The organism is Clostridium aminobutyricum (assembly GCF_017255415.1).
GTDB classification, from domain to species: Bacteria; Bacillota; Clostridia; order Peptostreptococcales; family Anaerovoracaceae; genus Aminipila; species Aminipila aminobutyrica.
Window position 1 is genome coordinate 37,325 of record NZ_JAFJZZ010000008.1, and the last position, 23,098, is coordinate 60,422.

At 38.7% G+C, this 23,098-nt stretch carries 21 protein-coding genes; 16 read left to right on the forward strand and 5 right to left on the reverse strand.

Annotated features, from left to right (window positions below; genetic code table 11):
• From JYB65_RS13145 to guaA, 8 genes are all read left to right on the forward strand, one after another.
• On the forward strand, positions 1-807 hold the full coding sequence (locus JYB65_RS13145) for an Asp23/Gls24 family envelope stress response protein (protein ID WP_206583147.1): 807 nt from the start codon (positions 1-3) through the stop codon (positions 805-807).
• A gap of 4 nt (positions 808-811) precedes the next feature.
• Complete coding sequence (locus JYB65_RS13150; RefSeq protein ID WP_206583148.1) at positions 812-1,699, forward strand: DNA-3-methyladenine glycosylase family protein; 888 nt, start codon at positions 812-814, stop codon at positions 1,697-1,699.
• A 37-nt stretch (positions 1,700-1,736) separates the two neighbouring features.
• On the forward strand, positions 1,737-2,423 hold the full coding sequence (locus JYB65_RS13155) for a DUF554 domain-containing protein (protein WP_206583149.1): 687 nt from the start codon (positions 1,737-1,739) through the stop codon (positions 2,421-2,423).
• 253 nt (positions 2,424-2,676) lie between these two features.
• The gene (locus JYB65_RS13160; RefSeq protein WP_206583150.1) at positions 2,677-2,955 is read left to right on the forward strand and encodes a co-chaperone GroES; all 279 of its coding nucleotides are present in this window, start codon (positions 2,677-2,679) and stop codon (positions 2,953-2,955) included.
• Between the two features lie 155 nt (positions 2,956-3,110).
• Complete coding sequence (gene groL, locus JYB65_RS13165) at positions 3,111-4,745, forward strand: chaperonin GroEL (protein ID WP_206583151.1); 1,635 nt, start codon at positions 3,111-3,113, stop codon at positions 4,743-4,745.
• 413 nt (positions 4,746-5,158) lie between these two features.
• Positions 5,159-6,070, forward strand: coding sequence for a M15 family metallopeptidase (locus tag JYB65_RS13170; RefSeq protein WP_206583152.1), 912 nt, complete (start codon positions 5,159-5,161; stop codon positions 6,068-6,070).
• A 113-nt stretch (positions 6,071-6,183) separates the two neighbouring features.
• On the forward strand, positions 6,184-7,692 hold the full coding sequence (locus tag JYB65_RS13175; RefSeq protein ID WP_206583153.1) for an IMP dehydrogenase: 1,509 nt from the start codon (positions 6,184-6,186) through the stop codon (positions 7,690-7,692).
• Positions 7,693-7,769: 77 nt separating this feature from the next.
• On the forward strand, positions 7,770-9,311 hold the full coding sequence (gene guaA, locus JYB65_RS13180) for a glutamine-hydrolyzing GMP synthase (RefSeq protein WP_206583154.1): 1,542 nt from the start codon (positions 7,770-7,772) through the stop codon (positions 9,309-9,311).
• A 328-nt stretch (positions 9,312-9,639) separates the two neighbouring features.
• Here guaA and JYB65_RS13185 read toward each other — a convergent pair whose 3' ends face one another.
• Both JYB65_RS13185 and JYB65_RS13190 read right to left on the reverse strand, forming a co-directional pair.
• A complete protein-coding gene (locus JYB65_RS13185) occupies positions 9,640-10,395 on the reverse strand; it encodes a hypothetical protein (RefSeq protein WP_206583155.1) in 756 nt (251 codons plus the stop codon).
• A 106-nt stretch (positions 10,396-10,501) separates the two neighbouring features.
• Positions 10,502-10,732, reverse strand: coding sequence for a helix-turn-helix domain-containing protein (locus JYB65_RS13190; RefSeq protein WP_206583156.1), 231 nt, complete (start codon positions 10,730-10,732; stop codon positions 10,502-10,504).
• Positions 10,733-11,085: 353 nt separating this feature from the next.
• Between JYB65_RS13190 and JYB65_RS13195 the strand changes: the two genes are divergently transcribed.
• The 4 genes from JYB65_RS13195 to infC all read left to right on the forward strand — a co-directional run bounded on the left by JYB65_RS13195 (position 11,086) and on the right by infC (position 12,981).
• Positions 11,086-11,289, forward strand: a complete 204-nt coding sequence (locus JYB65_RS13195) for a hypothetical protein (RefSeq protein ID WP_206583157.1) — start codon at positions 11,086-11,088, stop codon at positions 11,287-11,289.
• Positions 11,290-11,776: 487 nt separating this feature from the next.
• Entirely contained in the window at positions 11,777-11,941 is a 165-nt protein-coding gene (locus tag JYB65_RS13200) for a zinc-ribbon domain-containing protein (protein WP_206583158.1), read from the forward strand.
• 260 nt (positions 11,942-12,201) lie between these two features.
• A complete protein-coding gene (locus JYB65_RS13205) occupies positions 12,202-12,378 on the forward strand; it encodes a zinc-ribbon domain-containing protein (RefSeq protein WP_206583159.1) in 177 nt (58 codons plus the stop codon).
• Between the two features lie 78 nt (positions 12,379-12,456).
• Complete coding sequence (gene infC, locus JYB65_RS13210; protein ID WP_206583203.1) at positions 12,457-12,981, forward strand: translation initiation factor IF-3; 525 nt, start codon at positions 12,457-12,459, stop codon at positions 12,979-12,981.
• A 221-nt stretch (positions 12,982-13,202) separates the two neighbouring features.
• Here the strand turns inward: infC and JYB65_RS13215 are convergent, their stop codons facing one another.
• Positions 13,203-14,180, reverse strand: a complete 978-nt coding sequence (locus tag JYB65_RS13215) for a diguanylate cyclase (RefSeq protein ID WP_206583160.1) — start codon at positions 14,178-14,180, stop codon at positions 13,203-13,205.
• A 23-nt stretch (positions 14,181-14,203) separates the two neighbouring features.
• Positions 14,204-16,000 carry a putative bifunctional diguanylate cyclase/phosphodiesterase gene (locus JYB65_RS13220; RefSeq protein WP_206583161.1) on the reverse strand — a complete coding sequence of 599 codons (1,797 nt, stop codon included), beginning with the start codon at positions 15,998-16,000 and terminating at the stop codon, positions 14,204-14,206.
• Positions 16,001-16,615: 615 nt separating this feature from the next.
• On the opposite strand from JYB65_RS13220, the gene JYB65_RS13225 reads away from it, so the two are divergent.
• From JYB65_RS13225 to JYB65_RS13235, 3 genes are all read left to right on the forward strand, one after another.
• Positions 16,616-18,157, forward strand: coding sequence for a YfcC family protein (locus JYB65_RS13225; protein ID WP_245156683.1), 1,542 nt, complete (start codon positions 16,616-16,618; stop codon positions 18,155-18,157).
• Between the two features lie 13 nt (positions 18,158-18,170).
• A complete protein-coding gene (gene pepV, locus JYB65_RS13230; protein WP_206583162.1) occupies positions 18,171-19,562 on the forward strand; it encodes a dipeptidase PepV in 1,392 nt (463 codons plus the stop codon).
• A 712-nt stretch (positions 19,563-20,274) separates the two neighbouring features.
• Entirely contained in the window at positions 20,275-21,270 is a 996-nt protein-coding gene (locus JYB65_RS13235; protein WP_206583163.1) for an SPL family radical SAM protein, read from the forward strand.
• Between the two features lie 26 nt (positions 21,271-21,296).
• On the opposite strand, the gene JYB65_RS13240 is transcribed toward JYB65_RS13235, so the two are convergent.
• Entirely contained in the window at positions 21,297-21,785 is a 489-nt protein-coding gene (locus tag JYB65_RS13240; RefSeq protein WP_206583164.1) for a hypothetical protein, read from the reverse strand.
• A gap of 286 nt (positions 21,786-22,071) precedes the next feature.
• Between JYB65_RS13240 and JYB65_RS13245 the strand changes: the two genes are divergently transcribed.
• Positions 22,072-23,016 (forward strand): EamA family transporter, encoded by a 945-nt coding sequence (locus JYB65_RS13245; RefSeq protein ID WP_206583165.1) that lies wholly within the window; start codon positions 22,072-22,074, stop codon positions 23,014-23,016.
• The last annotated feature ends 82 nt before the right edge of the window (positions 23,017-23,098 follow it).

Sequence of the window (23,098 nt, forward strand, 5' to 3'; positions counted from 1 at the left end):
ATGAAAGTTTATTCCCTTGTCGGAAAAAGTGGAACGGGTAAAAGTTATCAAGCCATGAATTTATGCGGGAAGATGGAAATTCCAGCTATTATTGACGATGGCCTTTTTATATATGAAAGTCGTATTTTGGCAGGTCAATCTGCAAAAAGAGAAGCGACAAAAATAGGTGCGATTAAGACCGCTCTGTTCACCGATGAAAGTCATCGTGCAGAGGTGGCGGCTAAAATAAAGGAAACCGATCCGGAAAAGATATTACTGCTGGGAACCTCTACGGGTATGGTTAATCGTATTTCAGAAAGGCTGGAACTGCCGGAGATAGAAGAGCGGATTTTTATTGAGGAGATTACGACAGAAGACCAGCGAACCGCAGCAAGGAAGCAGCGGGTGGAGCTGGGAAAGCATGTTATTCCTGCCCCGATAGGTCAGTTGAAAACAGATTTCTCCGGGTATTTTTTGCATCCGCTGAGACGAATTCGAAACTTTGGGTTTAATAAGGAAACGCAAACCGACCGTTCGGTGGTGCGCCCGACTTACAGCTATCTTGGAGAGTTTTTTATTTCCAATAAGGTGGTAACGGATATTGTTCAATATTTGGGCGGTACGAATGAAGCGGTTGATTCGGTGCTTAGCGTACTGACTAAAAGCACAAAAAAGGGACTCGAATTAACCGTACTGGTAAATCTGAATTACGGAAGCAAAATTATAGAGGAAGCAAAAGCTCTTCAAACCGAAATTGCGGAGAGAGTGGAATATATAACGGCTTTCAATGTATGTTCCGTGAATGTGGAGATAAGAGGTTTAGTATAGAGAAATGGTAGTAAGAGAAAATATTACAGACTTTCATCCGGATCATACGTTTGATTCCGGACAATGTTTTCGATGGACAAAAGAGCGAGACGGAAGTTATAACGGGATTGCCTTCGGGATGCCTGTCAACATCCGGTTCCAGCCGTATGAAGATGAAAAGTCTGCGGGAACATTAATCATCGATAATATCGATGAAGAGGCATATGAACAAAAGTGGAAACCTTATCTGGATTTAGACACGGATTATTCTGCAGTAAAAAAACTCCTGTCTGAAAAAGATGAAGTGCTGGCGAAGGCCATTGATTATGGGCACGGTATCCGCATTCTGAGGCAGGAATCGTGGGAGGCGTTAATTTCTTTTATCGTTTCGCAGAACAACAATATCACGAGAATAAAAAAGTGTATTGACGGATTGTGTGAGCGTTTTGGAGAACATGCAGGAGAATACCGCGGAAAAAGTTACTATTCCTTCCCAACAGCTGTTCGGTTGGCCGGACTGACAGAAGAGGATTTAGCTCCCATTCGGTTAGGCTATCGGGCCAAATACATCTTGGAGACGGCGAAGGCGGTGGCAGGCGAAAAAGACCCGGAAGCCTGCATATCGGAAGCTTGCCATTTAAACCGTATGAGGCAGGCTTCTACGGAAGAAGCGTACGATTATCTGACTCAGCTTTGCGGAGTAGGGCCCAAGGTCGCCAATTGCATCCTTCTCTATGGAATGGCAAAGCACGAGAGCTTTCCTATTGATGTATGGGTAAAGCGTGTCATGAATCGACTTTATGGGATCGAAGAAAACGATGTGAAAACAATGGCTGAATACGCAAAACAGAATTTCGGTGAATACGGCGGAATTGCGCAGCATTATTTGTTTTACTATATTCGAAGCATATAACCGGTAAGCAGCAGAAAATAGACGGACAAGGGGAGTTATGATAGGAGCAATGGTAAACGCACTGGCAATTGCAGGTTGTGGTGTATTAGGAACATACGTAATAAAAGGTGTGCCGGAACGTTTTGAAAAAATCGTCATGAAATCAATCGCGCTGGCTTTAATTTACATAGGGATAGCCGGGGCATTGCAAAATCAGCAGGTGATGGTGTTGATTTTAAGCTTGGTGCTCGGCGCATTGATCGGTGAGGCAATGGATATCAACAAAGGTATGAACAAGCTGGGTCAATGGATTGAATACAAAATGGGGTTTTCGGGAGGAACTTTCTCACAAGGATTCGTATCGACCTCCATTTTATTTTGCACAGGTTCCATGAGTATCGTAGGAGCTTTAAACAGCGGACTTCAAGGCAACAATGAAATGCTTTTCGCAAAAGCCATATTGGATGGTATACTTGCCATTATATTTGCTTCTCAATTGGGTATTGGTGTGGTGTTTTCCGCTATTCCGGTCTTACTGTATGAAGGCAGTATTGCACTTTGTGCTACTTTTATGAAAGACCTGTTGACGGAAGAGATTATTAGGGAAATGTCGGCGGTAGGCAGCTTATTGATTGCCGCGATTGGATTTAACTTTATGGAAGTGAAAGAAATCAAGGTAGCTAATTTAATACCGGCCATATTTTTGCCGTGGCTGTTTATCGCAATACAAACGCATATCCTGTAAGGGGAAATCATATATATCATATATAAGGCATATTCCAGACATTGGGATATGTCTTTTTTTGTAGAAGAGATTGCAGGAAAAAATTTAAAAAAAGTATTGACTTTAATTGGGATTCGATTAAAATAGAATTAGCACTCAATGAGAATGAGTGCTAACAAACGCAACGTACATTGGCAGATTAAAATTAGACACTGCCCCATAAATCAGTAAAAAATTATTAAAAAATATATTACTTTACAGGAGGGATATTAAAATGAGTTTTGGAATTAAACCTTTAGGATCAAGAGTAGTAATCAAGATGGTAGAGGCCGAAGAAAAGACAAAGAGCGGCATCGTATTACCGGGACAGGCAAAAGAACAGCCGCAAATGGCAGAGGTCATTGAAGTAGGACCTGGAACAGAAGAGGAAAAGATGGAGCTTTCAGTGGGGGATAAGGTGATCTTCGCTAAATACGTTGGAACAGATGTGAAGTATGAAGGACAGGAATACACGATCATAGAACAGAAAAATATATTAGCAATCGTAAAATAAGGAATGAGGATTTTGAGATTAGAGATTAACATCGGTAGGGGGAAGAATGCCAAAGAGGGCCGATGTGACACTTGTTGCGTGCTTTTAAATGTATGAAACATACATGAAAAATGAGAGTTTAGAAAATTTGAATAGAAGAAAGAAGGGATTTTATTATGGCAAAACAACTTTATTATGGTGAAGATGCTAGAAGAAAATTACAGGCAGGTGTTGACCAGCTTGCAGATACAGTGAAAATTACGCTTGGACCGAAGGGAAGAAATGTGCTTCTTGACAAGAAATTCGGTTCACCTCTTATCACAAACGACGGTGTTACTATTGCAAAAGAAATTGAACTGGAAGATGCTGTAGAAAACATGGGCGCACAGCTTGTGAAGGAAGTAGCTACAAAGACAAACGATGTAGCTGGTGATGGAACGACTACTGCTACACTTCTTGCACAGATCATCATCAGAGAAGGTTTCAAAAACGTGGCTGCCGGTGCGAATCCAATGGTTTTGAAGAGGGGTATTCAGGGTGCTGTTGATGTAGCTGTAGAAGAAATTCAGAATATTGCAAAGCCCGTTGAAAGCAAAGAAAGCATTGCTCAAGTGGCTTCTGTATCTGCGGCAGACAGCAATATCGGTGAGCTGATCGCAGAAGCAATGGAAAAGGTGGGCAAGGACGGCGTTATCACCGTTGAAGAATCCAAATCCATGGGAACCACTTTGGAAGTTGTGGAAGGAATGCAGTTTGACAGAGGCTACTTATCCGCTTATATGGTAAATGATACAGAAAAGATGGAAGCTGTTATGCAGAATCCATACATTTTATTAACAGATAAGAAGATCTCCAATATCCAGGAAATCCTTCCTATTCTTGAACAGATCGTTCAGCAGGGCAAAAAGCTTCTTATCATCGCAGAAGATGTGGAAGGGGAAGCACTGGCTACATTAGTTCTTAATAAGCTAAGAGGAACATTTGATTGCGTAGCGGTGAAGGCTCCTGGTTTCGGTGACAGAAGAAAAGCTATGATGGAAGACCTTGCTGTTCTAACAGGTGGTACAGTGATTTCAGAAGAAGTGGGCTATGATCTTAAGGAAGCTACATTAGATATGCTTGGTACCGCTGCATCTGTTAAGGTGACAAAAGAAAACACTGTCATCGTAGACGGAGCAGGACATCAGGATGAAATCAAGGCTAGGATCGGTCAGATCAAAGCACAGCTAGAAGATACAACATCCGAATTTGACAAAGAAAAGCTTCAGGAAAGATTAGCGAAGTTATCCGGCGGCGTTGCAGTAATCAAGGTTGGTGCTGCTACGGAGACAGAACTGAAAGAAAGAAAGCTTCGAATTGAAGATGCTCTTAATGCAACAAAGGCTGCTGTTGAAGAAGGTATCGTAGCCGGTGGTGGTGTAGCTCTTGTAAATGCTATCCCTGCCGTTGCGAAATATATTGAAACTCTTTCCGGGGATGAAAAGACAGGTGCAAACATTATCATGAGAGCGTTGGAAGAACCGGTTAGACAGATTGCTGAAAATGCGGGCTTTGAAGGTTCCGTAGTAGTGGCTGAAGTAAAGAACAGCAAAACCGGTGTTGGCTTCAATGCGGCGACAGAAGAGTATGTGGACATGATTACAGCTGGTATCGTAGATCCTGCTAAAGTGACAAGATATGCGCTTCAAAACGCTTCTTCCGCATCCGCAATGCTTCTTACAACGGAAGCAGGTATCGTTGATGCGAAGAAAGATGAACCAATGATGCCTCCAATGGGCGGCGGCATGGGTGGAATGGGCGGCATGATGTAAGCCCACTCAAATGGCAAAGAAACTTTTTTAAACTTAAATTTCAAATTTACGATTATAGGGATAGCCTTAGGCTATCTCTATTTTATTACAAGGAAATATCGTCGTTTTCATAATATAAACGGAAGCACAAAAGATAAATCCCGTACAATTAATTTGACTTTTTATTTTTTGTTCGGAAAATGAATCTTCGAAATTTTCATAAATGTCAAATCCTTTTGATTGCTAAAAATAGCCAATTCTAGACAAAAATACTTTGAAATAGGTCGCTTTTGTGTTGTATTATAGCGCTACTTGTTATAAAATAGTATAATTAAACCCAAAGCTATTTATATTAAATAGAAGACATATTACAAGGGAGTAGAGCCTGGAAAAATCGGGAAAAATAATCGAAATCCAGACAATTGGGAGTAGACATGAGTGAGTTTTACGTTTCTGAAAAACGAAAAATGATTTTTTACAAGCAGCAAATAAAAACGTCCTTATCCAGGCGTTTGATCGTTGCTGTTTCTGTTGCCTTGTTAGTAAGTCAAACTTTTCTTTATTCACTTGGGATACCGCTGATGGCAAGCGGTGTTCATCCTGAAAGCCATTCCGGGCTACTGCCGCCAGCCTTTGAACTATCGCAAGGGGGCACAAATCATGGCAGCGGTCAACCGGAAGGTCCTGTGAAACATCCTTCGGAAGGTGCATTGCCGGGTGCGGTGACACAATCAGCCATCCAACCGACAGCTTTAACAAATGATATCAATAAGGGCTTACTTATTCTTGTCAATAAACAACATGCTGTGGACAAGGAGTACAAGCCGTCTGACCTAACTGCGATCAAGTATTATGCAGAAGACAGAAGTCCGAGTTCAAGATATATGAGGGAAGAGGCCGCGCAAGCATTTAATCAAATGTCTGAGGCTGCCGCACAGGAAGGCTATACCATCGTTGTAACGACTGCATACAGAAGTTATGAATTTCAGACTCAGCTGTACAATAATTATGTGAACACGTACGGACAAGCTGCGGCAGATACATTCAGCGCACAGCCCGGCAAAAGCGAACATCAGACCGGTTTATCGGCGGATGTTTCCTCTCCGTCTGTCCATTATGAACTGACCAAAAAATATATTGATACAGCGGAAGGGAAATGGTTAAATGATAACGCTCATAAGTTCGGCTTCATCATAAGGTTTCCTCTAGGGAAAGAAGACATCACAGGCTATATGTATGAACCGTGGCATGTACGCTATGTAGGAAAGACTGCGGCGGAAGAGATCTATACAAAGGGAATCACCCTTGAAGAATATTGGGACAGCTATCTAAAGACCATGGAATAGCAGCGTTTTACGTTAAAAAAGAAATCGAAATCAGTTTGATACTGATTGATAGTTATAATTTGTTGCCTATGAAAGTCCGCATAACGCGGATGAAAAAAGCAAAAGGAGGAGAAATGGCACAGTATTTCAATGAACCATCAAGAACATTTAACGAGTACTTATTAGTACCGGGCTTTTCATCAAAGGATTGCACCCCGGACAATGTAAGCTTAAAAACACCGGTAGTAAAGTATAAGAAGGGTGAAGCAGCCCCGATTATTATGAATATTCCGCTTGTGTCTGCCATCATGCAGTCGGTATCCGATGACAAAATGGCCGTTGCACTGGCGAAAGAAGGCGGCATTTCCTTTATCTTTGGCTCCCAGTCCATTGAAAGCCAAGCGGCCATGGTAAAGAGAGTAAAAAGCCACAAGGCAGGATTCGTAAAAAGTGACTCCAACTTAAGACCCGATCAAACGTTGGCGGATATTTTAGAATTAAAGAAAAGAAGCGGACACTCCACTGTAGCCATCACCGATGACGGAACGGCGGAGGGCAAAATCTTAGGGATCGTTACCAGCAGAGACTATAGAGTGAGCAGAATGAGCAATGATACGAAGATTTCTGAGTTCATGACACCGTTTTCTTCATTAGTATATGCACAGGAAGGCTGTACTTTATCCGAAGCCAATGATATGCTTTGGGATCATAAGCTGAATGCGCTTCCGATTATTGATAAAAATCAGCGTTTAACCCATTTTGTATTTCGTAAGGACTATGACAGCCATAAAGCAAATCCAAATGAATTGTTGGATCAGCATAAGCGATATGTGGTGGGCGCCGGTGTGAATACCAGAGATTACGAACAGAGAATTCCTGCGCTTGTAGAAGCAGGTGCGGATGTACTTTGTATCGATTCCTCAGAAGGTTTCTCCGAATGGCAGAAAGATACGATTGATTTTATAAGAAGCAAATACGGTGACAGCGTTAAGATCGGTGCAGGTAATGTAGTGGATAAAGAGGGCTTCCTTTATTTGGCGGAAGCAGGTGCGGACTTTATCAAGATCGGTATCGGTGGTGGTTCGATTTGTATTACAAGAGAGCAGAAAGGCATCGGACGTGGACAGGCCTCTGCCGTTATCGAAGTGGCAGAAGCGCGAGATGAATACTTTGAAGAGACCGGAATCTATATTCCGATTTGTTCGGACGGCGGCATCGTATACGATTATCACATGACATTGGCACTGGCTATGGGAGCGGATTTTATCATGCTTGGACGATATTTCTCCAGATTTGATGAATCTCCGACAAATAAGCTTAACATAAATGGTACTTATGTAAAGGAATATTGGGGTGAAGGTTCCAATAGAGCTAGAAACTGGCAGCGTTACGATCTTGGCGGTGATGGTACCCTTAAGTTTGAAGAAGGAGTAGATTCCTATGTTCCGTATGCCGGAAGCTTAAAGGACAATGTACAGCTCTCTTTAAATAAAGTGAAGTCTACTATGTGTAACTGCGGAACGTTAACTATTCCTGAGCTTCAGAAGAATGCAAAGATTACGCTGGTTTCTGCAACCAGTATCGTGGAAGGCGGAGCTCATGACGTTATCCTAAAGGATACCTCCAATAATACGCTCCGATAGATCATAGAGGGTAAACTGCGCTCTAAAATTTGAAATGAAAAATAACTTTTATTGCAATACAACGAAAGAGGACAAAAATGCAACAAGAAAAAATTATCGTTTTAGACTTTGGCGGTCAGTACAATCAGCTGATTGCCAGGCGAGTGAGAGAATGTAATGTATATTGCGAAGTGCATCCATATACGCTTTCTCTGGAAAAAATCAAGGAGCTAAATCCGAAGGGTATCATTTTTACCGGCGGACCGAACAGTGTATACGGAGAAGATTCTCCGCAGTGCAATCCGGAATTATATAAGATGGGTATTCCTATTTTGGGATTATGCTACGGAGCACAGCTTTTAGCCCATCAGCTTGGCGGAAAAGTAGAAACTGCACCGGTATCGGAATATGGAAGAACAGAAGTGACTGTTGATAAAAAGTCCCCATTGTTTAAAGATGTATCGGAAAAGACCATCTGCTGGATGAGCCATACCGACTATATTTCAAAAACACCGGAAGGTTTTGTGACGACTGCTTCCACACCGGTATGCCCAGTGGCAGCAATGGAATGCCCTGAAAAGGGCCTCTATGCAATGCAGCACCATCCTGAGGTAAATCATACACAGGAAGGTACAACAATGCTGGAAGCGTTCGTAAAGGATGTCTGTGGCTGTATAGGTGATTGGAAGATGGATTCCTTCGTAGAGGAAACGATTAAGTCTATCAAAGAAAAAGTCGGAAACGGAAAAGTGCTTTGCGCTCTTTCCGGCGGAGTGGACTCTTCTGTAGCGGCGGTAATGCTTTCCAAGGCGGTAGGAAATCAGTTGACTTGTGTGTTCGTAGACCACGGTCTTCTTCGTAAAGATGAAGGGGATGAAGTCGAAGCCGTATTTGGACCAAGCGGAGATTATAACCTAAACTTTATTCGAGTAAACGCACAGGAGAGATTCTACACCAAGCTTGCAGGAATAGAAGAGCCGGAAGCAAAGCGAAAGATTATCGGTGAAGAATTTATCCGAGTATTCGAAGAAGAAGCAAAGAAAATCGGTACGGTAGACTTTCTCGTACAAGGGACGATTTATCCGGACGTGATCGAAAGTGGACTTGGCAAATCAGCAGTCATCAAATCCCACCACAATGTAGGCGGGCTTCCTGACTGTGTAGATTTTAAGGAAATCATCGAACCGCTTCGTATGCTGTTTAAGGATGAAGTGAGAAAAGCAGGTCTTGAACTTGGTATTCCTCATCATCTGGTATTCAGGCAGCCGTTCCCAGGCCCGGGACTCGGCATCCGGATCATCGGTGAAGTCACAGCAGAAAAGGTAAAGATTGTACAGGAAGCCGATGCGATCTATAGAGAAGAAATCGCAAAAGCCGGTATTGATAAGGATATCAACCAGTACTTCGCGGCTCTTACCAACATGAGATCCGTAGGGGTCATGGGCGACTTCAGAACCTACGATTATGCGGTGGTACTTCGTGCCGTAACCACTTCCGACTTCATGACAGCAGAATCCGCAGAACTTCCGTGGGACGTGCTTGGAAAGGTGACCACAAGAATTGTAAATGAAGTGAAACATGTAAACAGGGTGTTTTATGATTTGACGGGCAAACCGCCTGCTACGATTGAGATGGAATAACTAAAAATTAAATAATATGATACATGTAGTGACAGCTAAACTTTAAGATTAGCTGTCATTTTTACATCATATCTAATTTATTGAAAGACGAAACTTTTTATAAGAACAGAATGAGTTATAAAAAGTGAACCATATTAATCATGGCATTATTGAATGAACATGCGAATATGTTCACAATGGGGGTCGGCCAAGGGACCTATATTGATAATTCCAACCTTCACTGTCAATAACTTTCGAAAATGTCACCCCTAAGTCGAGTTAATTATCGGGCGAAAATGTCACCCCCGTGTCAACTCGACTAAGAGATAATTGATTAGATAGAAATACTTTATGCCTGCTTGCTGAAGAATAAATCTTCAAGCATACAAATAATTTCACGATCCGTTTCATCGTAGTTTAATTTAGGAACTAGAGACTGTCCATATTTATAGTAATGACTGTCAGCCGGACTTGAAGGTGTGCATGATTCTTTCTTTTGTATCGGTTTACGCTTAGCAGGAATGCATCTGGATACATCAAACACAATGCCTCGATATTGAAGCTTTACACCAAACTTCGAGCTTGTGAGTACTTGACACTTTGTATTGAGTGGAATCATTGCCGAATAAGAACCTTCTTCTACTTTAAAGGTTTTGTTATTAAAAGAGAATATGCCTCCGGAATCTACGTTCCGAGTTTCCTTTATGCAAAGTATATAATCAAGATTAATATCTGAGTCCAGCTTAATGAACATGGAATCTGTATCAGCAGGCTCAACGGCAAATTCACTGTTATACGAATAAATGTAGCTTGCAAGGAATTCATTAGCCTGGTCAATTGAAGTTATATTCCTAATTGAAAATTCAATAGGAAGCCTACTTTGTAATGTAGCCCATAGCCTTTCAATTCTGCCTTTAGCCTGTGGAGAACGGGCAGGAATGAGTTCAACAGAAAGCTCTTTAAGACATCTGCCAAATTGAGTATCATTGACCTTGATAGAGGAATCAAAAATAGCTTTCTCTTTGTTTGGGGATTGGAATATTGTATGCCTATCGGCATAAAGGCTCATGGGAATACCAAAATTTTTAATAGTTCTTTCAAGCATTGCAAAGTATCCCATGAGACATTCATTTTTACAAAGGTAAAGCCCTGTGATCTGACTTGTTGCATCATCAATAGCCCCATGCAATGAATACCTTTTAGAATCACCTTTAAGTATCAATAGTTTCATTAGAAAGAGAGTTATGCGGGATATTCAAAGAATTTTTATGAACGACAGCGGCAGAGCCTAATTCCCTCACTTTCTTTTTTAAGCGCTGTACTTGACGTTCTGAAAGTCCCAATGCAGCTTCAGGAACAGTTAGGAAGCCAGCGTTTGCTTTGTTGATAATATCGAGTTTATTAAGTTGTTGTCGAGTCAAAGAAATCACATCCTGTTTCATAATTATATTTTATCTTAGGGGTGACATTTTCGCTCGATAGTTTACATACTGACATTATCGCAAGATAACAACATGATAATTCGACATTTACTTGCTTTATTCTTTTATATATGATATAATATAGAAATTGCAGAAGAATGTACTCAATGGGTACTAGATATTTAATTAATAATCAATAAATAAGATATTATTTTACTCTTGCGATTTTTGTTGCAGGAGTTTTTTATTTTTAATAAAAAAAATTAAAAAGGAAATAATAGCTAATATGGGACTGGAGTTCCAGAAATAAGTATCATTAATAAATAATCTGACTTGGGTTCATTCGGTAATCCATTTAATAGGGGGTAGATAAAATGAAAACCGCACTAGATTTATTAAAAGAAGTTACCAACTTGGGTTTTGATCAACATAAAACTCTAGTTCGTATTGATAAGATTTTAGATAAAATGTTAGGTATTGAAAGTCGAAAGCCGTTATTAGATGAAAGACTGCCTGACGATATCTATGTGAATATACTTGGCATTTTCACAGAAGAAACGAAAGATAGAAGAATCTAATAAATAGATTTCATTAAAACATATCGAACATATAGAAGTTTTGAAAATCGGATGGAGTGGTATCAAGTTTCATGGCAATAGAAATAAAAAAAGAAAGAAGAGAATAATGATAGAAGAAAAAAATACTGAGTTTGTGCTCACACAAGAAGTCATTAACGAATGCTTACAGTTCATGTAAGCTCGTTTAAATGCAACACCTTGGATCATTTCAAGGTGTATTTATGTTACATATTGAAATGATTATTTCAATATCAGAAAGTAGATATTGGATTAATTATGCAACATTTGTTAGAGGCTATTGGCCTCTGATTTTTTTTACTCTCATTACAAGAGTATTCTTTAAATTTTATCATAAATAAAGCTTGCATTACTTTTGGTTGTGTGATATATTCAGATTATTATAAATATTTTAAAAATCTGATTATACCTTTCACTATAAGGTAGGTTAAAAATCAGTATTTTGTCTAACATTAAATGGAGGAATGAAATGCCAGATAAAACTTTAATTTGTAAAGAGTGTGGTAAAGAATTTATCTTTACAGAAGGCGAACAGAATTTCTATAAAGAAAAAGGATTCGAAAACGAACCACAAAGATGCCCTGACTGTAGAAAAGCAAAAAAACACCAGAATAACAATAACAGAAACTACTAAAACTAAATAGCTTTTTAAAAAAATTAAACTTATAGGATTAAATTTCTGTAGGTTTTTTATTTTTCATAAAATTATTTTTAAAATTCAAAAATATTTTTGTAATTCTTCTTGCTTAATTCCAATTATTATATTATAGTTAAAGAGCTGATATAAACTTTATCAGTTATGGATTAATTGATTTTTGACGACCCTTCTTTGATTTATTTAGAGAGATGTCTTTGATTTTGAAATCCTAAATAAAATAAAAGGAGGTTAGTGTTATGGCTGACAAAACAATTACATGCAAAGATTGCGGAGCAGAATTTACTTTTACTGAAAGTGAGCAGGCGTTCTACAAAGAGAAGGGATTCGAAAACGAACCACAGAGATGTCCTTCTTGTAGATCCGCAAGAAAACAACAACAAAGAAATAACAGAAATAATGGCAATAGATACTAATAATGATGTTTATTTCAAACAAAAGTGGATTATTTAATCCACTTTTATTTTTTATGAAAGACCAAACAGGAGGTATTTATTATTAGCAATAACAAAAATGAAGTACAAATTAACAATGAGATAAAAGATAAAGAAATCAGACTTATTGATGCGGATGGAACGATGCTTGGAGTTGTATCAACTTCAGAAGCACTGGAATTAGCATCTCAAAAGAATCTAGATTTAGTGAAAATCTCTCCGAATGCTGTACCGCCAGTATGCAAAATAGCTGACTACAATAAAACCATGTATGAAAAGGCTAAAAAGGAGAAAGAGGCGAAGAAAAGCCAAAAGGTAGTAACGCTTAAAGAAGTAAGACTATCTGCTAAAATAGAAGAACATGATTTAGAGGTTAAAAGTAAAAATGCCTGTAAATTTTTATTAGAAGGTAATAAAGTAAAAGCAAGTATTCGATTTAAGGGTAGGCAACAAAAATATACAACAGATGGGTTCGATGTACTTTCAAGATTTGCTGATTCCATAAAGGAAGTCGGGTCTGTCGAGAAGGCGCCTGCTCTTGAAGGAAGAATCATTACTATGATGATAAGCCCTAAAAAACTGTAAATTAAAACTAAATGAATCTTGGGATAGCACTAACGAAATGTTAGTGCTATATTTATGTAATTGAAATCCATCGGCTATGCAGGTGAGGATAAAAAGCTTCGTATACCGCGCTGGATGAATTGAAATCAACCAATTTAATAAAGGGTTAATAACTGAAATGAAAAAACCTCTTTCATGTAAGTTATTTAAGACAGGGAGATGATAGTTGCCCGTAACTTCCATTAAGATGCGACAACAACTCTGTTTCGACCGTCGGATTTTCCCCGATAAAGCGCAATATCTGCGCGTTTAATGCTCTCTTCAACTTTGGAATTACCGTTGTATTCGGAAAGCCCGATCGTTACGGTCATGCTAATATCGATGTCGTTATATCTGATTGACATTTTACTGATTGCAAAGCGAATGCGTTCTGCTAACTTGTATGCTGATCGCTTATCTGTTTCAGAAAGAAAGATCAAAAATTCTTCGCCGCCCCATCGGGAGACAATATCCGCCTCTCGCACATTAATCAAAATAACTTTAGAAATTTCTTTCAGACAATAATCTCCAAAATCGTGACCGTATTGATCATTGATTTGCTTGAAATAATCAATATCACATATAACCAGAGAAAAAACTCTTCCTGTTTGCCGGTATCGAATTACTTCTTCATTGATTCGCTCCATGATGTAACGCCTGTTATATAAATTAGTTAAGGAATCAGTGGTTGCCAATTCCGCTAACTGAAGTAATGCATTTTCTAGGGCTTCATTTTTTTTGGCGATCATATTATTGGCTTTTAAAAGCTCTTCATTTAAAGCTTTCAGTTTGTCTTGGCTTTTTTTGTATTTATAGTGATTATCAATCCGGGCTAGTAATTCGATCTCGTTGAAAGGCTTTATGAGATAATCGGAGCCACCGATTCGCAATCCTTTTTGTATTTCATCCGGTTCGGATCTGGATGAAATGAAGATGATCGGTATCGAATCCGTATCAGGATTGGAGCGTATGGATTTGCATAAATCGAATCCAGATAAATCAGGCAGGATAATATCCAGTAAAATGATATCGGGGTTTTGATTTGTAAGGACTTCGATAGCCTCAGCACCGGTAGAGGCGGTTTTTATCTTATAATGATTTCTCTTAAGAATACTCTCAATAAACATCAAATTCAGAGGGCTGTCGTCAACGATCAATACGGATGGCATTTCTGTTTGCATTTGTCTTACCTCCTTGCTGCGGCCTATATTTGATAATAGTTATAGCTATTCCCTGAGAGGATGATTTCTGAGTGTTTAACAATAGGCTCAATATCTTCCAAGGGAAGCGGTTTGCTATAAATGTATCCCTGAATTAAATGGCATCCCATCTGATCTAGAAAATTCAATTGGTCAGCTTCTTCAACGCCTTCCGCGACAATTTCCAGATTCATCTTTTGAGATAACGTAATCATGGCTGAAATGATGGCTTCAATCTTGGCATTCTTATTAATATCCTTAATGAAGGACCGATCTATTTTAATCTTATCAATTGGCAATGATTTTAGATAATTTAAAGAAGAATAGCCATTGCCGAAATCATCTAATGCAATTTTTACTCCCATTTCTTTTAAACGTTCTAAAGTCTTGGCAGCCTTGTTCATCGATTCAACCAATACGCTTTCGGTAAGCTCAAGCTCAAGATATTCGGGGTTAAGCCCGGAAATATTCAAGGCGGTTTTCACCGTATTAAAGAAATCAGGTTCTTGCAATTGCTTTGCAGATATGTTGACCGCCGTTCGTATTTTTGGATAACCTTTGTCCTGCCACACTTTATTCTGAAGACAAGCCGTATTTAAGACCCAGTTCCCAATGGATGCAATCATTCCGCTGGTTTCGGCAATATGAATAAAGTCAGTTGGATAGACAAGGCCTCTTTTGGGGTGTTTCCATCGAATCAGCGCTTCGACTCCGGCTAATTTGCCTGTAGTTTTTACAATCGGCTGATAATAAAGAGAAAACTCATTTTTTTCAGATGCACGTCTCAAGTCATTTTCGATATTGAAGCGCTGAGGATATCGAGCCTTTGAATGCTCGCTGAAAAATTCCATTTTTTCACTGCTGGATTCGCGTGCTGCATAAATTGCAGAATTACCGTGTTTTATCAGGTCAAAAACATCTTTGATGTCCCCTGGCAGAAATACAATTCCAATGGACACATTAACATATAGATCTTGATCAAATATAGAAAACGGAGTGTTTAGCACGTTAAGAATTCTGCGTGCCACTTTAGCGGATTTTTGCTTGTCGGTACTATCTGACATTAAAATAATAAATTTGTCTTCATCAATCCTAGATATTAAATCATTTTCTCTGCTCCGTTCATTTAACAACCGGCCGATAACGCGAAGCAGCTCATCACCGACTAAAATGCCATAGGTACTTTTTATTTTTCGAAATCCATTAATATCAATAAATAAAACGGTGCCTTTCTTGCTAAACTTCAGATAAGAAGCTAGGATGTCTAAGGCGTATGTATAACTGTGAAGTTTTGTAACAGGGTCATAATCATGCAGATACCGTAATTGCTCTTCCATTGATTTCTGATAAGAAATATCTTTAAGTGTGCCGGCAATACTCACAAGCTGATCCTGTGTATCGTATGCGGCGATGCTATGACAGGAGAACCATTTACAGGTTTCATCCTTCAATTTGATTCTGAATTCAGAAGTCAAAGGTCTGACTTGTCTCTGTTGAAATTGATACAGATAGTCCCTTATAATATGATGGTCATCTTGATGGATGATGGACATCCATTTCCCATTGTTGATATGGAGACGAGTTTCTTCATATCCGGTAATTTCTTTCCATTTGCTCGAAAAAGTAATAAATGAATCTTCTATGTTCCAATACCACACAGGGTCTTCAATAGCATTCATGATTTGCTGATAATTTGAAGCTTCAGAAAAAGGTGCGTGAAGAGTCACGGTTTCCTCTGAAAAGTTTCTCTTGGATGATAGATTTATTAATTTATTGTTTTCTATTTTTTTTATTTCAAACATATTATACTTATACTCCCAATCTATCAAATTGATTTGTCAGTCAATAAAGGTGAATAAGGGTGTCTTCGTTGTGGCAAATGAATGTTATATAAAAAAGCAGCCTATAAGTAGACTGCTTTAATGGATAAATTATTATGAAAAGCAGCCTATGTCATTAGACCGCTCGGAATTTAAAATAAAATTCTTGACGGGATATGACACTTGAATTTGTTTTTAAAGCATGACAACAGATGCATCTTTTTTTATGCATTCGTTTTATGATTAAATTTCTTACAAATTGAATTGTATTCATAAAATTCCCCTTTTTAATTCATACTTAACTAATAGGTATAGTATGAATGTATACCTGTTAATATAATTTGTCAAGTAATTTCCATCTAAATTTTACCTTCTCATTTCCTTTTTCGACGAAAAATATGCAATTGAATAAAAGTCAAGCTTATTATTTTTTTGTGCACTGACAACTCTTATTTGATTCAGCATTTGTTGAATTAACACAAAATTCTAAATTATTTAGATTATTTTCACAAAAAACATTGAAGTGTATCCAATTTATGTATAATATAATTATGCTGATAAAAGCTAGAAAAAAATAAAATTTGAGGGGATGAAAAAATGGAAGAAACAGATCTAATGGAGAATAAAACTCCAATCAATCAAAAGAAAAAACGTCAATTTCCATCTGCATTTACAATTCTTTTTATTATCCTAATTATTGCGGCTATAGGAACGAATTTCATGCCGACAGGATCATACTCAAAGCTGCTTTACAACGCAGATACGGATATGTTTGACGTCACCGCACCTGACGGAAGCCTTGTTTCAATGGATGCGGATCAGGCAACACTTGATAAGCTAAATATAAAAGCGCAGTTAGGCTTATTCTTAAATGGAAGTATTTATAAGCCAATCGGTGTGCCGGGAAGCTATGAAGCGATTGAGCCTAATCCACAGGGCTTCACGGATTGTGTTTTAGCCTTGGTGAATGGTGTGTACGACACAATTGATATCAGTTTATTTATTTTCGTATTGGGTGGTATGCTTGCTTATTTAAATAAATCAGGGGCATTCGCAGCGGGTATGGGTGCATTATCAAAGGCCACAAAAGGTAGGGAATTTATACTTATTATTCTGATTACTATTCTGATTGCACTTGGCGGTACTACTTTTGGTATGTGTGAAGAGACCGTTGCCCTTTATGCAGTAGTTATTCCGATTTTTGTGCTGGCAGGTTATGATGCATTAGTAGGGATCGCCGCCGTTTATTTGGGATCATCCATAGGAACAATGTGTTCAACTGTGAACCCATTTGCAACGGTAATCGCATCCAATGCGGCAGGAATTAATTTCATGGAAGGCTTTGGAATACGAATCGCAGCGCTTGTTGTCGGAACGATTATTTGTATCCTATATGTCATCCGGTATGGCAATATGGTTAAAAAACATCCGGAGAGATCTTATATCTTAGAAAGCAAAGCGTATATTGAAGAAAAATATTGCAGTGAAGCAGAGGTTCCTGCATTGACCGGCAGATTTAAGATTGTTCTGGTACAATTCTTCTTCACCTTTGTCATCATGGTTTATGGTGTAGTGAAGCTGGAATGGTGGTTTGGTGAAATGACCGGCCTATTCTTAGTTTCAGCGATTATCATGGGAATCATTTTACGCATGGGCGAAAGAGAAATGGTCAATGAATTTTTAGCAGGAGCAGGAGATATGATCGGTGTTGCACTGATTTGCGGTGTCGCTAGATCCATCAACGTAATCTTGGAAAACGGTTTAGTATCCGATGCATTGCTGAACACCATGTCCGGATGGGTAGCAGGTATGAGCCCTTATGCCTTTGCCATTATGATGTATTTTATTTATATTATTTTAGGATTCTTCATTAATTCCACATCTGGGCTGGCTATGCTCTCCATTCCGATCATGGCACCACTTGCAGATGCGGTTGGACTTCCGAGAGAAGTTGTCATTACAGCATATCTGTTTGGTCAGGGAACCATGGGCTTTATTACACCGACCGGTTTAGTCCTTGTTATTTTGCAACTGGTTCATGTGAACTATGATAAATACTTAAGATTTGTTCTGCCGCTGATGGGAATTTTAGTAGCATTTTCGATAGCCTTCCTTTGCATCGAAGTGGCAACCGTATAACAGGAGGAATCTCATGGGGAATTATTTGGAATTAATCGATCAGTATAAAGATCAGATGTTAAGAGATCTACAAGAAATTGTTGCGATAAAAAGCGTTGCCGGAGAACCGGAAGGGGATTCCCCTTTTGGCAAAGGCGTACAAGATGCATTGGATGCCATGCTTGCAATAGGAGAGAGGGAAGGATTCGCCGCAAAGAATGTTGACAATTATGGTGGTCACCTCGAATTTAAGGGCGATGGCGATGGCATCTTTGCGCTGGTGGGACACCTTGATGTAGTGCCGGAAGGCAGTGGATGGGTGCATGAGCCTTATGGCGGAGAAATAGTGGGCGATAAGATGTTCGGAAGAGGGACGATTGACGATAAGGGCCCTACGATGGCAGCATTTTATGCGATGAAAGCCCTTAAAGATTCAGGCTTTAAACCGCGCAAAGATATTCGGTTGATCCTAGGACTGGATGAGGAAACGGATTGGGATGGGATGAAGTATTATATGGCGCATGAAGAAATCCCAGATTCCGGATTCGCACCGGATGCCGACTTCCCCGTTATTTACTGTGAAAAAGGATTGATTGTCTTTGATGTAATGAAAAGCTTACATAACGTCAATGCATCAGGTTTGCGTTTGGTTCGCTTCGAAGGCGGGAACGCACCGAATATGGTCGCGGATCGGGCAAAGTTAGTAGTAACAGGCGGAGACATCTCAGACAAGATTGCTGAATATAAGAAAAACAGCGGCTATGACATTACTTGTGAAAGAGTAGAGGATTGCTTAGAAATAAGTGCGAAGGGTATTTCTGCACATGGAGCAATGCCGGAGGTAGGCCTCAGTGCCATCACCATTTTGTTTGACGCAGTGAAGGATATCGAATTCAACAATTCAGAGGTAAATGCTTTTATAAAGTTCTATAACGATACCATTGGATTTGATTATCACGGAGAGCGATTTGGCTGTGCTTTTGAAGATGAGCCATCGGGAAAATTAAATTTCAATGTAGGCTTATTTAAACTTGATGAAACAGAGGCTAGGTTAACCATTAATATCAGATATCCTGCTACGATGGACGTAGAGGATGTCTACCTCGGTATGGAGACCGTTGTGGGACCTACTGGCTATTCCATTGAAAGAAAGGATCATTTAGCCCCATTATATGTGCCGAAAGATCATGCGCTGGTAAAGGTATTAATGGAAGTTTATCAAGAATTTACAGGGGATAAGGAAAGTGAGCCTCTTGCTATCGGCGGTGCAACTTACGCGAGAACAGTACCGAACAGTGTAGCCTTCGGACCGGTCTTCCCTGGAGAAGAGGCGGTAGAACATCAGGCAGATGAGTATATTTCTATCTCAGGTATGATAAAAGCGACGAAAATATTTGCAGAAGCAATATACAGATGGACCAAATAACAGATAGGATAACGGAGACTATATAGAAGACGGGATCCATATCAAGAGATAAATTTAAAAACCTGCTTAAAAAGTATCAACTTTCATAAGCAGGTTTTTATGTATATTTAATACATAAATTTCACTGGCATATTCATTCAAAGCAACGGTTGAAATGAAGCATCTATGGTTTAATAGGAGCCTTAAAAGAAAAAGGCAATAACTAAAACAAAGATTGCTACATGAAGCATGATATCCAGTTTAAGCATCAGTTTCATACTCAAAGATCTCCTTCCAATGAATAGTTAGTATGTAGTATGGACAGATGCAAAGGATATATACCTCTTTTTTAAATGTTCCAACGCGATAGAACGTTCAGATCGCAGGTAATATATTTGATATAATAAAAAAAGCCTTTTTAGGCTCCTTCTTTTAAATATATGTAGTTGAGACCAACTAACGCAATGTTCCTTTCGTTAATTGGTTGCTCATTTTTTAACTCAATGACACTGTTACCGTTATTGCAATAACTTTAGGCAAGACGATTACAACCATGATGATGGGGAGGAATTTTGGCTTCCTCATGAAGTCCCACCTCCTTTTTCTCATATTTAATTTTATTTTATATATATTTGGACAAAGTGAAGTTTAGAACCTTCTATTCAATTTTTTTTACAGTTAGCATATTGAAGATACAAAGTGACAAACTATAAGATTGAGAGGAGGTGCCTGCTTGAATCCGAAAATTATTTATTATGAAGAGGAATCGTTACATTATGAGCTCGGCAAAACCTTGTTCGAAAAATTCAAATCAGCGGAATGGATCAAAATTGACAATCACAACAATATTCCTGAACTCAGGAATAATCCAAACTGCGAATTCGCCAGAATGAAGCAAAATCTGGTGATTGGCATCAGGAAAACTCATAAATATGTTCCCAATTCAAAGACCTCTGACTTTTTAGTGCCCTATACGTCTTCAGGCTGCAGTGCCATGTGCCTTTACTGCTATTTGGTCTGTAATTACAATAAATGTTCCTATCTTCGTCTATTCGTAAATCGGGAGCAAATGCTTGCAAAGCTGATTAAAACGGCGAAGAAGAGTGAGACAGATTTGACATTTGAGATCGGAAGCAACAGTGACTTGATACTTGAAAACACGATTACCGGTAATCTGGAATGGACGATTGAACAGTTTGGCGAAAATGAAAAAGGGTATATCACACTGCCTACTAAATTCGATATGGTAGAACCATTATTACCATTGAAGCATAAAGGCAGAACCATCATAAGAATGAGTGTGAACCCGCAAGATATTATTAATAAGGTTGAATTCGGTACAGCTTCTTTGACAAAAAGAATACAAGCATTAAATCGTTTAAAAGAAGCCGGATATCAAGTTGGGATATTGGTTGCCCCGATTGTTTTGATAGAAAACTGGGAGACGTTGTATCGAGAACTTTTTACCATCCTATCCGACACGTTATCTGAAAAGGTTAAAAAAGATTTATTGATTGAAATCATCTTTATGACATACAGTTATATTCATAGAATGATTAACCAAGATGCTTTTCCCAATGCACTGGATTTATATGATAAGGAATTAATGACAGGGAGAGGACGTGGGCGATATTGTTACAAGAATCCAATAAGGAATACAGGGGAAGAATTTTTTAGAGCAGAAATCCAACAGAAGTTACCTGAAAGTAAAATCATGTATATTGTCTAACGAGAGTCCCTTATGGGACTCTATTATTATGATCGGTTTTCGAACTGAGCCCAGTCTCTCAAATATAAAGTCAATTTAGCATCGTCCTTATAATTTACATACTTTTTTATAATATCCCTGTACATATGCTGAGATATTTCAAAAATGCTTCCTATACGAAGCAATACGAAATGATCATCCGGTGATAATGATGGACTATTATATTTGCCGAATACCTTCATATATTCTTCCAGCTCAAATAGATGAAGAGGTATTTTGTAAGAATTCTCTTCAGTATTTTCTGAAATGATATCTCCTGACGTACTCAGCAGAGTCTGCAATGCATACCATCTGATAGATTCCTTTTCCGTTGATGCTATCAATTCTTGACACACGCCATTTATCACCTTTATTTCTTTCAAGTTAAAACGAATCTCGAAGAAATTCAGCTTATTGTTAAGTAATTTTAAATCATTGTTCTTTATATAGGTATTTTTATGCTCCACTATATCCGTATAATTTATCCTTGTTTCCATTGCTCGATGCTCTCCTTTTTGTACTGATAAAATTATACTATTATATGGGGAAAACACAACAGTTTTTAATGTTTACTGTAAATTGTATTATGTAAAAATAAAAAAGGGAGACCTGCCTTCTTTTTTACTCACTATTATATAGTAGATTTGATTATTGAAAATATATCAATTGCCAAATACTGAAAAAGATAATAGAATTATCATAAATAGATGTAAATCAATTAATAGAATTGCAACAATGGTAGCTTGTTTTGAATAAGAGTAATTGTAAAGGAAGCGGATTAAAGTGGTTTTTGAATCGAGAAAAAAGGGCATCTTACTGGTAATCATAGGGAGTATGCTGTGGGGCATATCAGGTACTGCCGCGCAATATTTGTTTCAGCAAAAAGGATTTAGCCAGGAATGGCTTGTTGAAACTCGCCTGCTGGTATCCGGGATCGTTTTACTATTATATGTTCTGCTAAAAGAAAAGCAAGATATATGGAAAGTCTGGAAGGACAAGCAGTCCCTCCTAAACCTTCTCCTCTTCGGAATAGTAGGAATGATAGGTGTCCAGTACACCTATTTTGCCGCAGTTTTACATGGGAATGCAGCTACTGCTACCATTCTTCAATATCTGTCACCGGTGATCGTCACTTGCTATTTTGTCATTCGCACGAAGAAAATACCGAATGTCAGAGAAATATCGGCTATTCTTTTAGCGCTGTTCGGCACGTTTTTTATCATAACAGGCGGAAATCTTCATAGCCTGTCTATTTCTAAATTAGCCTTATTCTGGGGCATTAGTTCTGCTTTTGCAGCGGCATTTTATACGCTGCAGCCTCGTGCGCTTCTCGCGAAATGGAGCTCCACACTTTTGGTTGGATGGGGAATGACTATAGGGGGCATCGTCTTTGCCTTTGTTCACCCTCCTTGGGTCTTTACAGGCCAATGGTCGGTTAATTCCATGTTTGCCGTTGTGATTGTAGTCTTGTTTGGAACCATTATCGCTTTTTATTGTTATTTGGAAAGCCTAAAATACATACAGCCGACAGAAGCAAGTATCTTATCCTCGGTGGAACCTTTATCCGCCGCCGCATTATCGGTACTATGTCTGCATGTGCCTTTAGGAGTGAGCCAGTGGTTAGGAACAGCATGCATTATATGTACCGTTGTCATTCTGTCGTATACTAAAAAGAATGAGCGGGTTTCATCTAGTCAGCCGGTGATAAGCAGCGGAGAAATACAGTAAACCGGAACCATTAATGGAAAATTTTATAAAAATAGGTTGAATATGATTCTAAAGGAGACTACAATAAAATTAATAAATATTT

Coding starts and splice junctions, on each gene's coding strand:
- JYB65_RS13190 (WP_206583156.1), bottom strand. CDS start 10,732: ATGAAACAGGATGTGATTTCTTTGACTCGACAACAACTTAATAAACTC.
- JYB65_RS13150 (WP_206583148.1), top strand. CDS start 812: ATGGTAGTAAGAGAAAATATTACAGACTTTCATCCGGATCATACGTTT.
- JYB65_RS13200 (WP_206583158.1), top strand. CDS start 11,777: ATGCCAGATAAAACTTTAATTTGTAAAGAGTGTGGTAAAGAATTTATC.
- JYB65_RS13240 (WP_206583164.1), bottom strand. CDS start 21,785: ATGGAAACAAGGATAAATTATACGGATATAGTGGAGCATAAAAATACC.
- JYB65_RS13155 (WP_206583149.1), top strand. CDS start 1,737: ATGATAGGAGCAATGGTAAACGCACTGGCAATTGCAGGTTGTGGTGTA.
- JYB65_RS13160 (WP_206583150.1), top strand. CDS start 2,677: ATGAGTTTTGGAATTAAACCTTTAGGATCAAGAGTAGTAATCAAGATG.
- JYB65_RS13170 (WP_206583152.1), top strand. CDS start 5,159: ATGAGTGAGTTTTACGTTTCTGAAAAACGAAAAATGATTTTTTACAAG.
- groL (WP_206583151.1), top strand. CDS start 3,111: ATGGCAAAACAACTTTATTATGGTGAAGATGCTAGAAGAAAATTACAG.
- JYB65_RS13220 (WP_206583161.1), bottom strand. CDS start 16,000: ATGTTTGAAATAAAAAAAATAGAAAACAATAAATTAATAAATCTATCA.
- JYB65_RS13205 (WP_206583159.1), top strand. CDS start 12,202: ATGGCTGACAAAACAATTACATGCAAAGATTGCGGAGCAGAATTTACT.
- JYB65_RS13145 (WP_206583147.1), top strand. CDS start 1: ATGAAAGTTTATTCCCTTGTCGGAAAAAGTGGAACGGGTAAAAGTTAT.
- JYB65_RS13195 (WP_206583157.1), top strand. CDS start 11,086: ATGAAAACCGCACTAGATTTATTAAAAGAAGTTACCAACTTGGGTTTT.
- pepV (WP_206583162.1), top strand. CDS start 18,171: ATGGGGAATTATTTGGAATTAATCGATCAGTATAAAGATCAGATGTTA.
- JYB65_RS13175 (WP_206583153.1), top strand. CDS start 6,184: ATGGCACAGTATTTCAATGAACCATCAAGAACATTTAACGAGTACTTA.
- JYB65_RS13225 (WP_245156683.1), top strand. CDS start 16,616: ATGGAAGAAACAGATCTAATGGAGAATAAAACTCCAATCAATCAAAAG.
- guaA (WP_206583154.1), top strand. CDS start 7,770: ATGCAACAAGAAAAAATTATCGTTTTAGACTTTGGCGGTCAGTACAAT.
- JYB65_RS13185 (WP_206583155.1), bottom strand. CDS start 10,395: ATGCTTGAAAGAACTATTAAAAATTTTGGTATTCCCATGAGCCTTTAT.
- JYB65_RS13215 (WP_206583160.1), bottom strand. CDS start 14,180: ATGCAAACAGAAATGCCATCCGTATTGATCGTTGACGACAGCCCTCTG.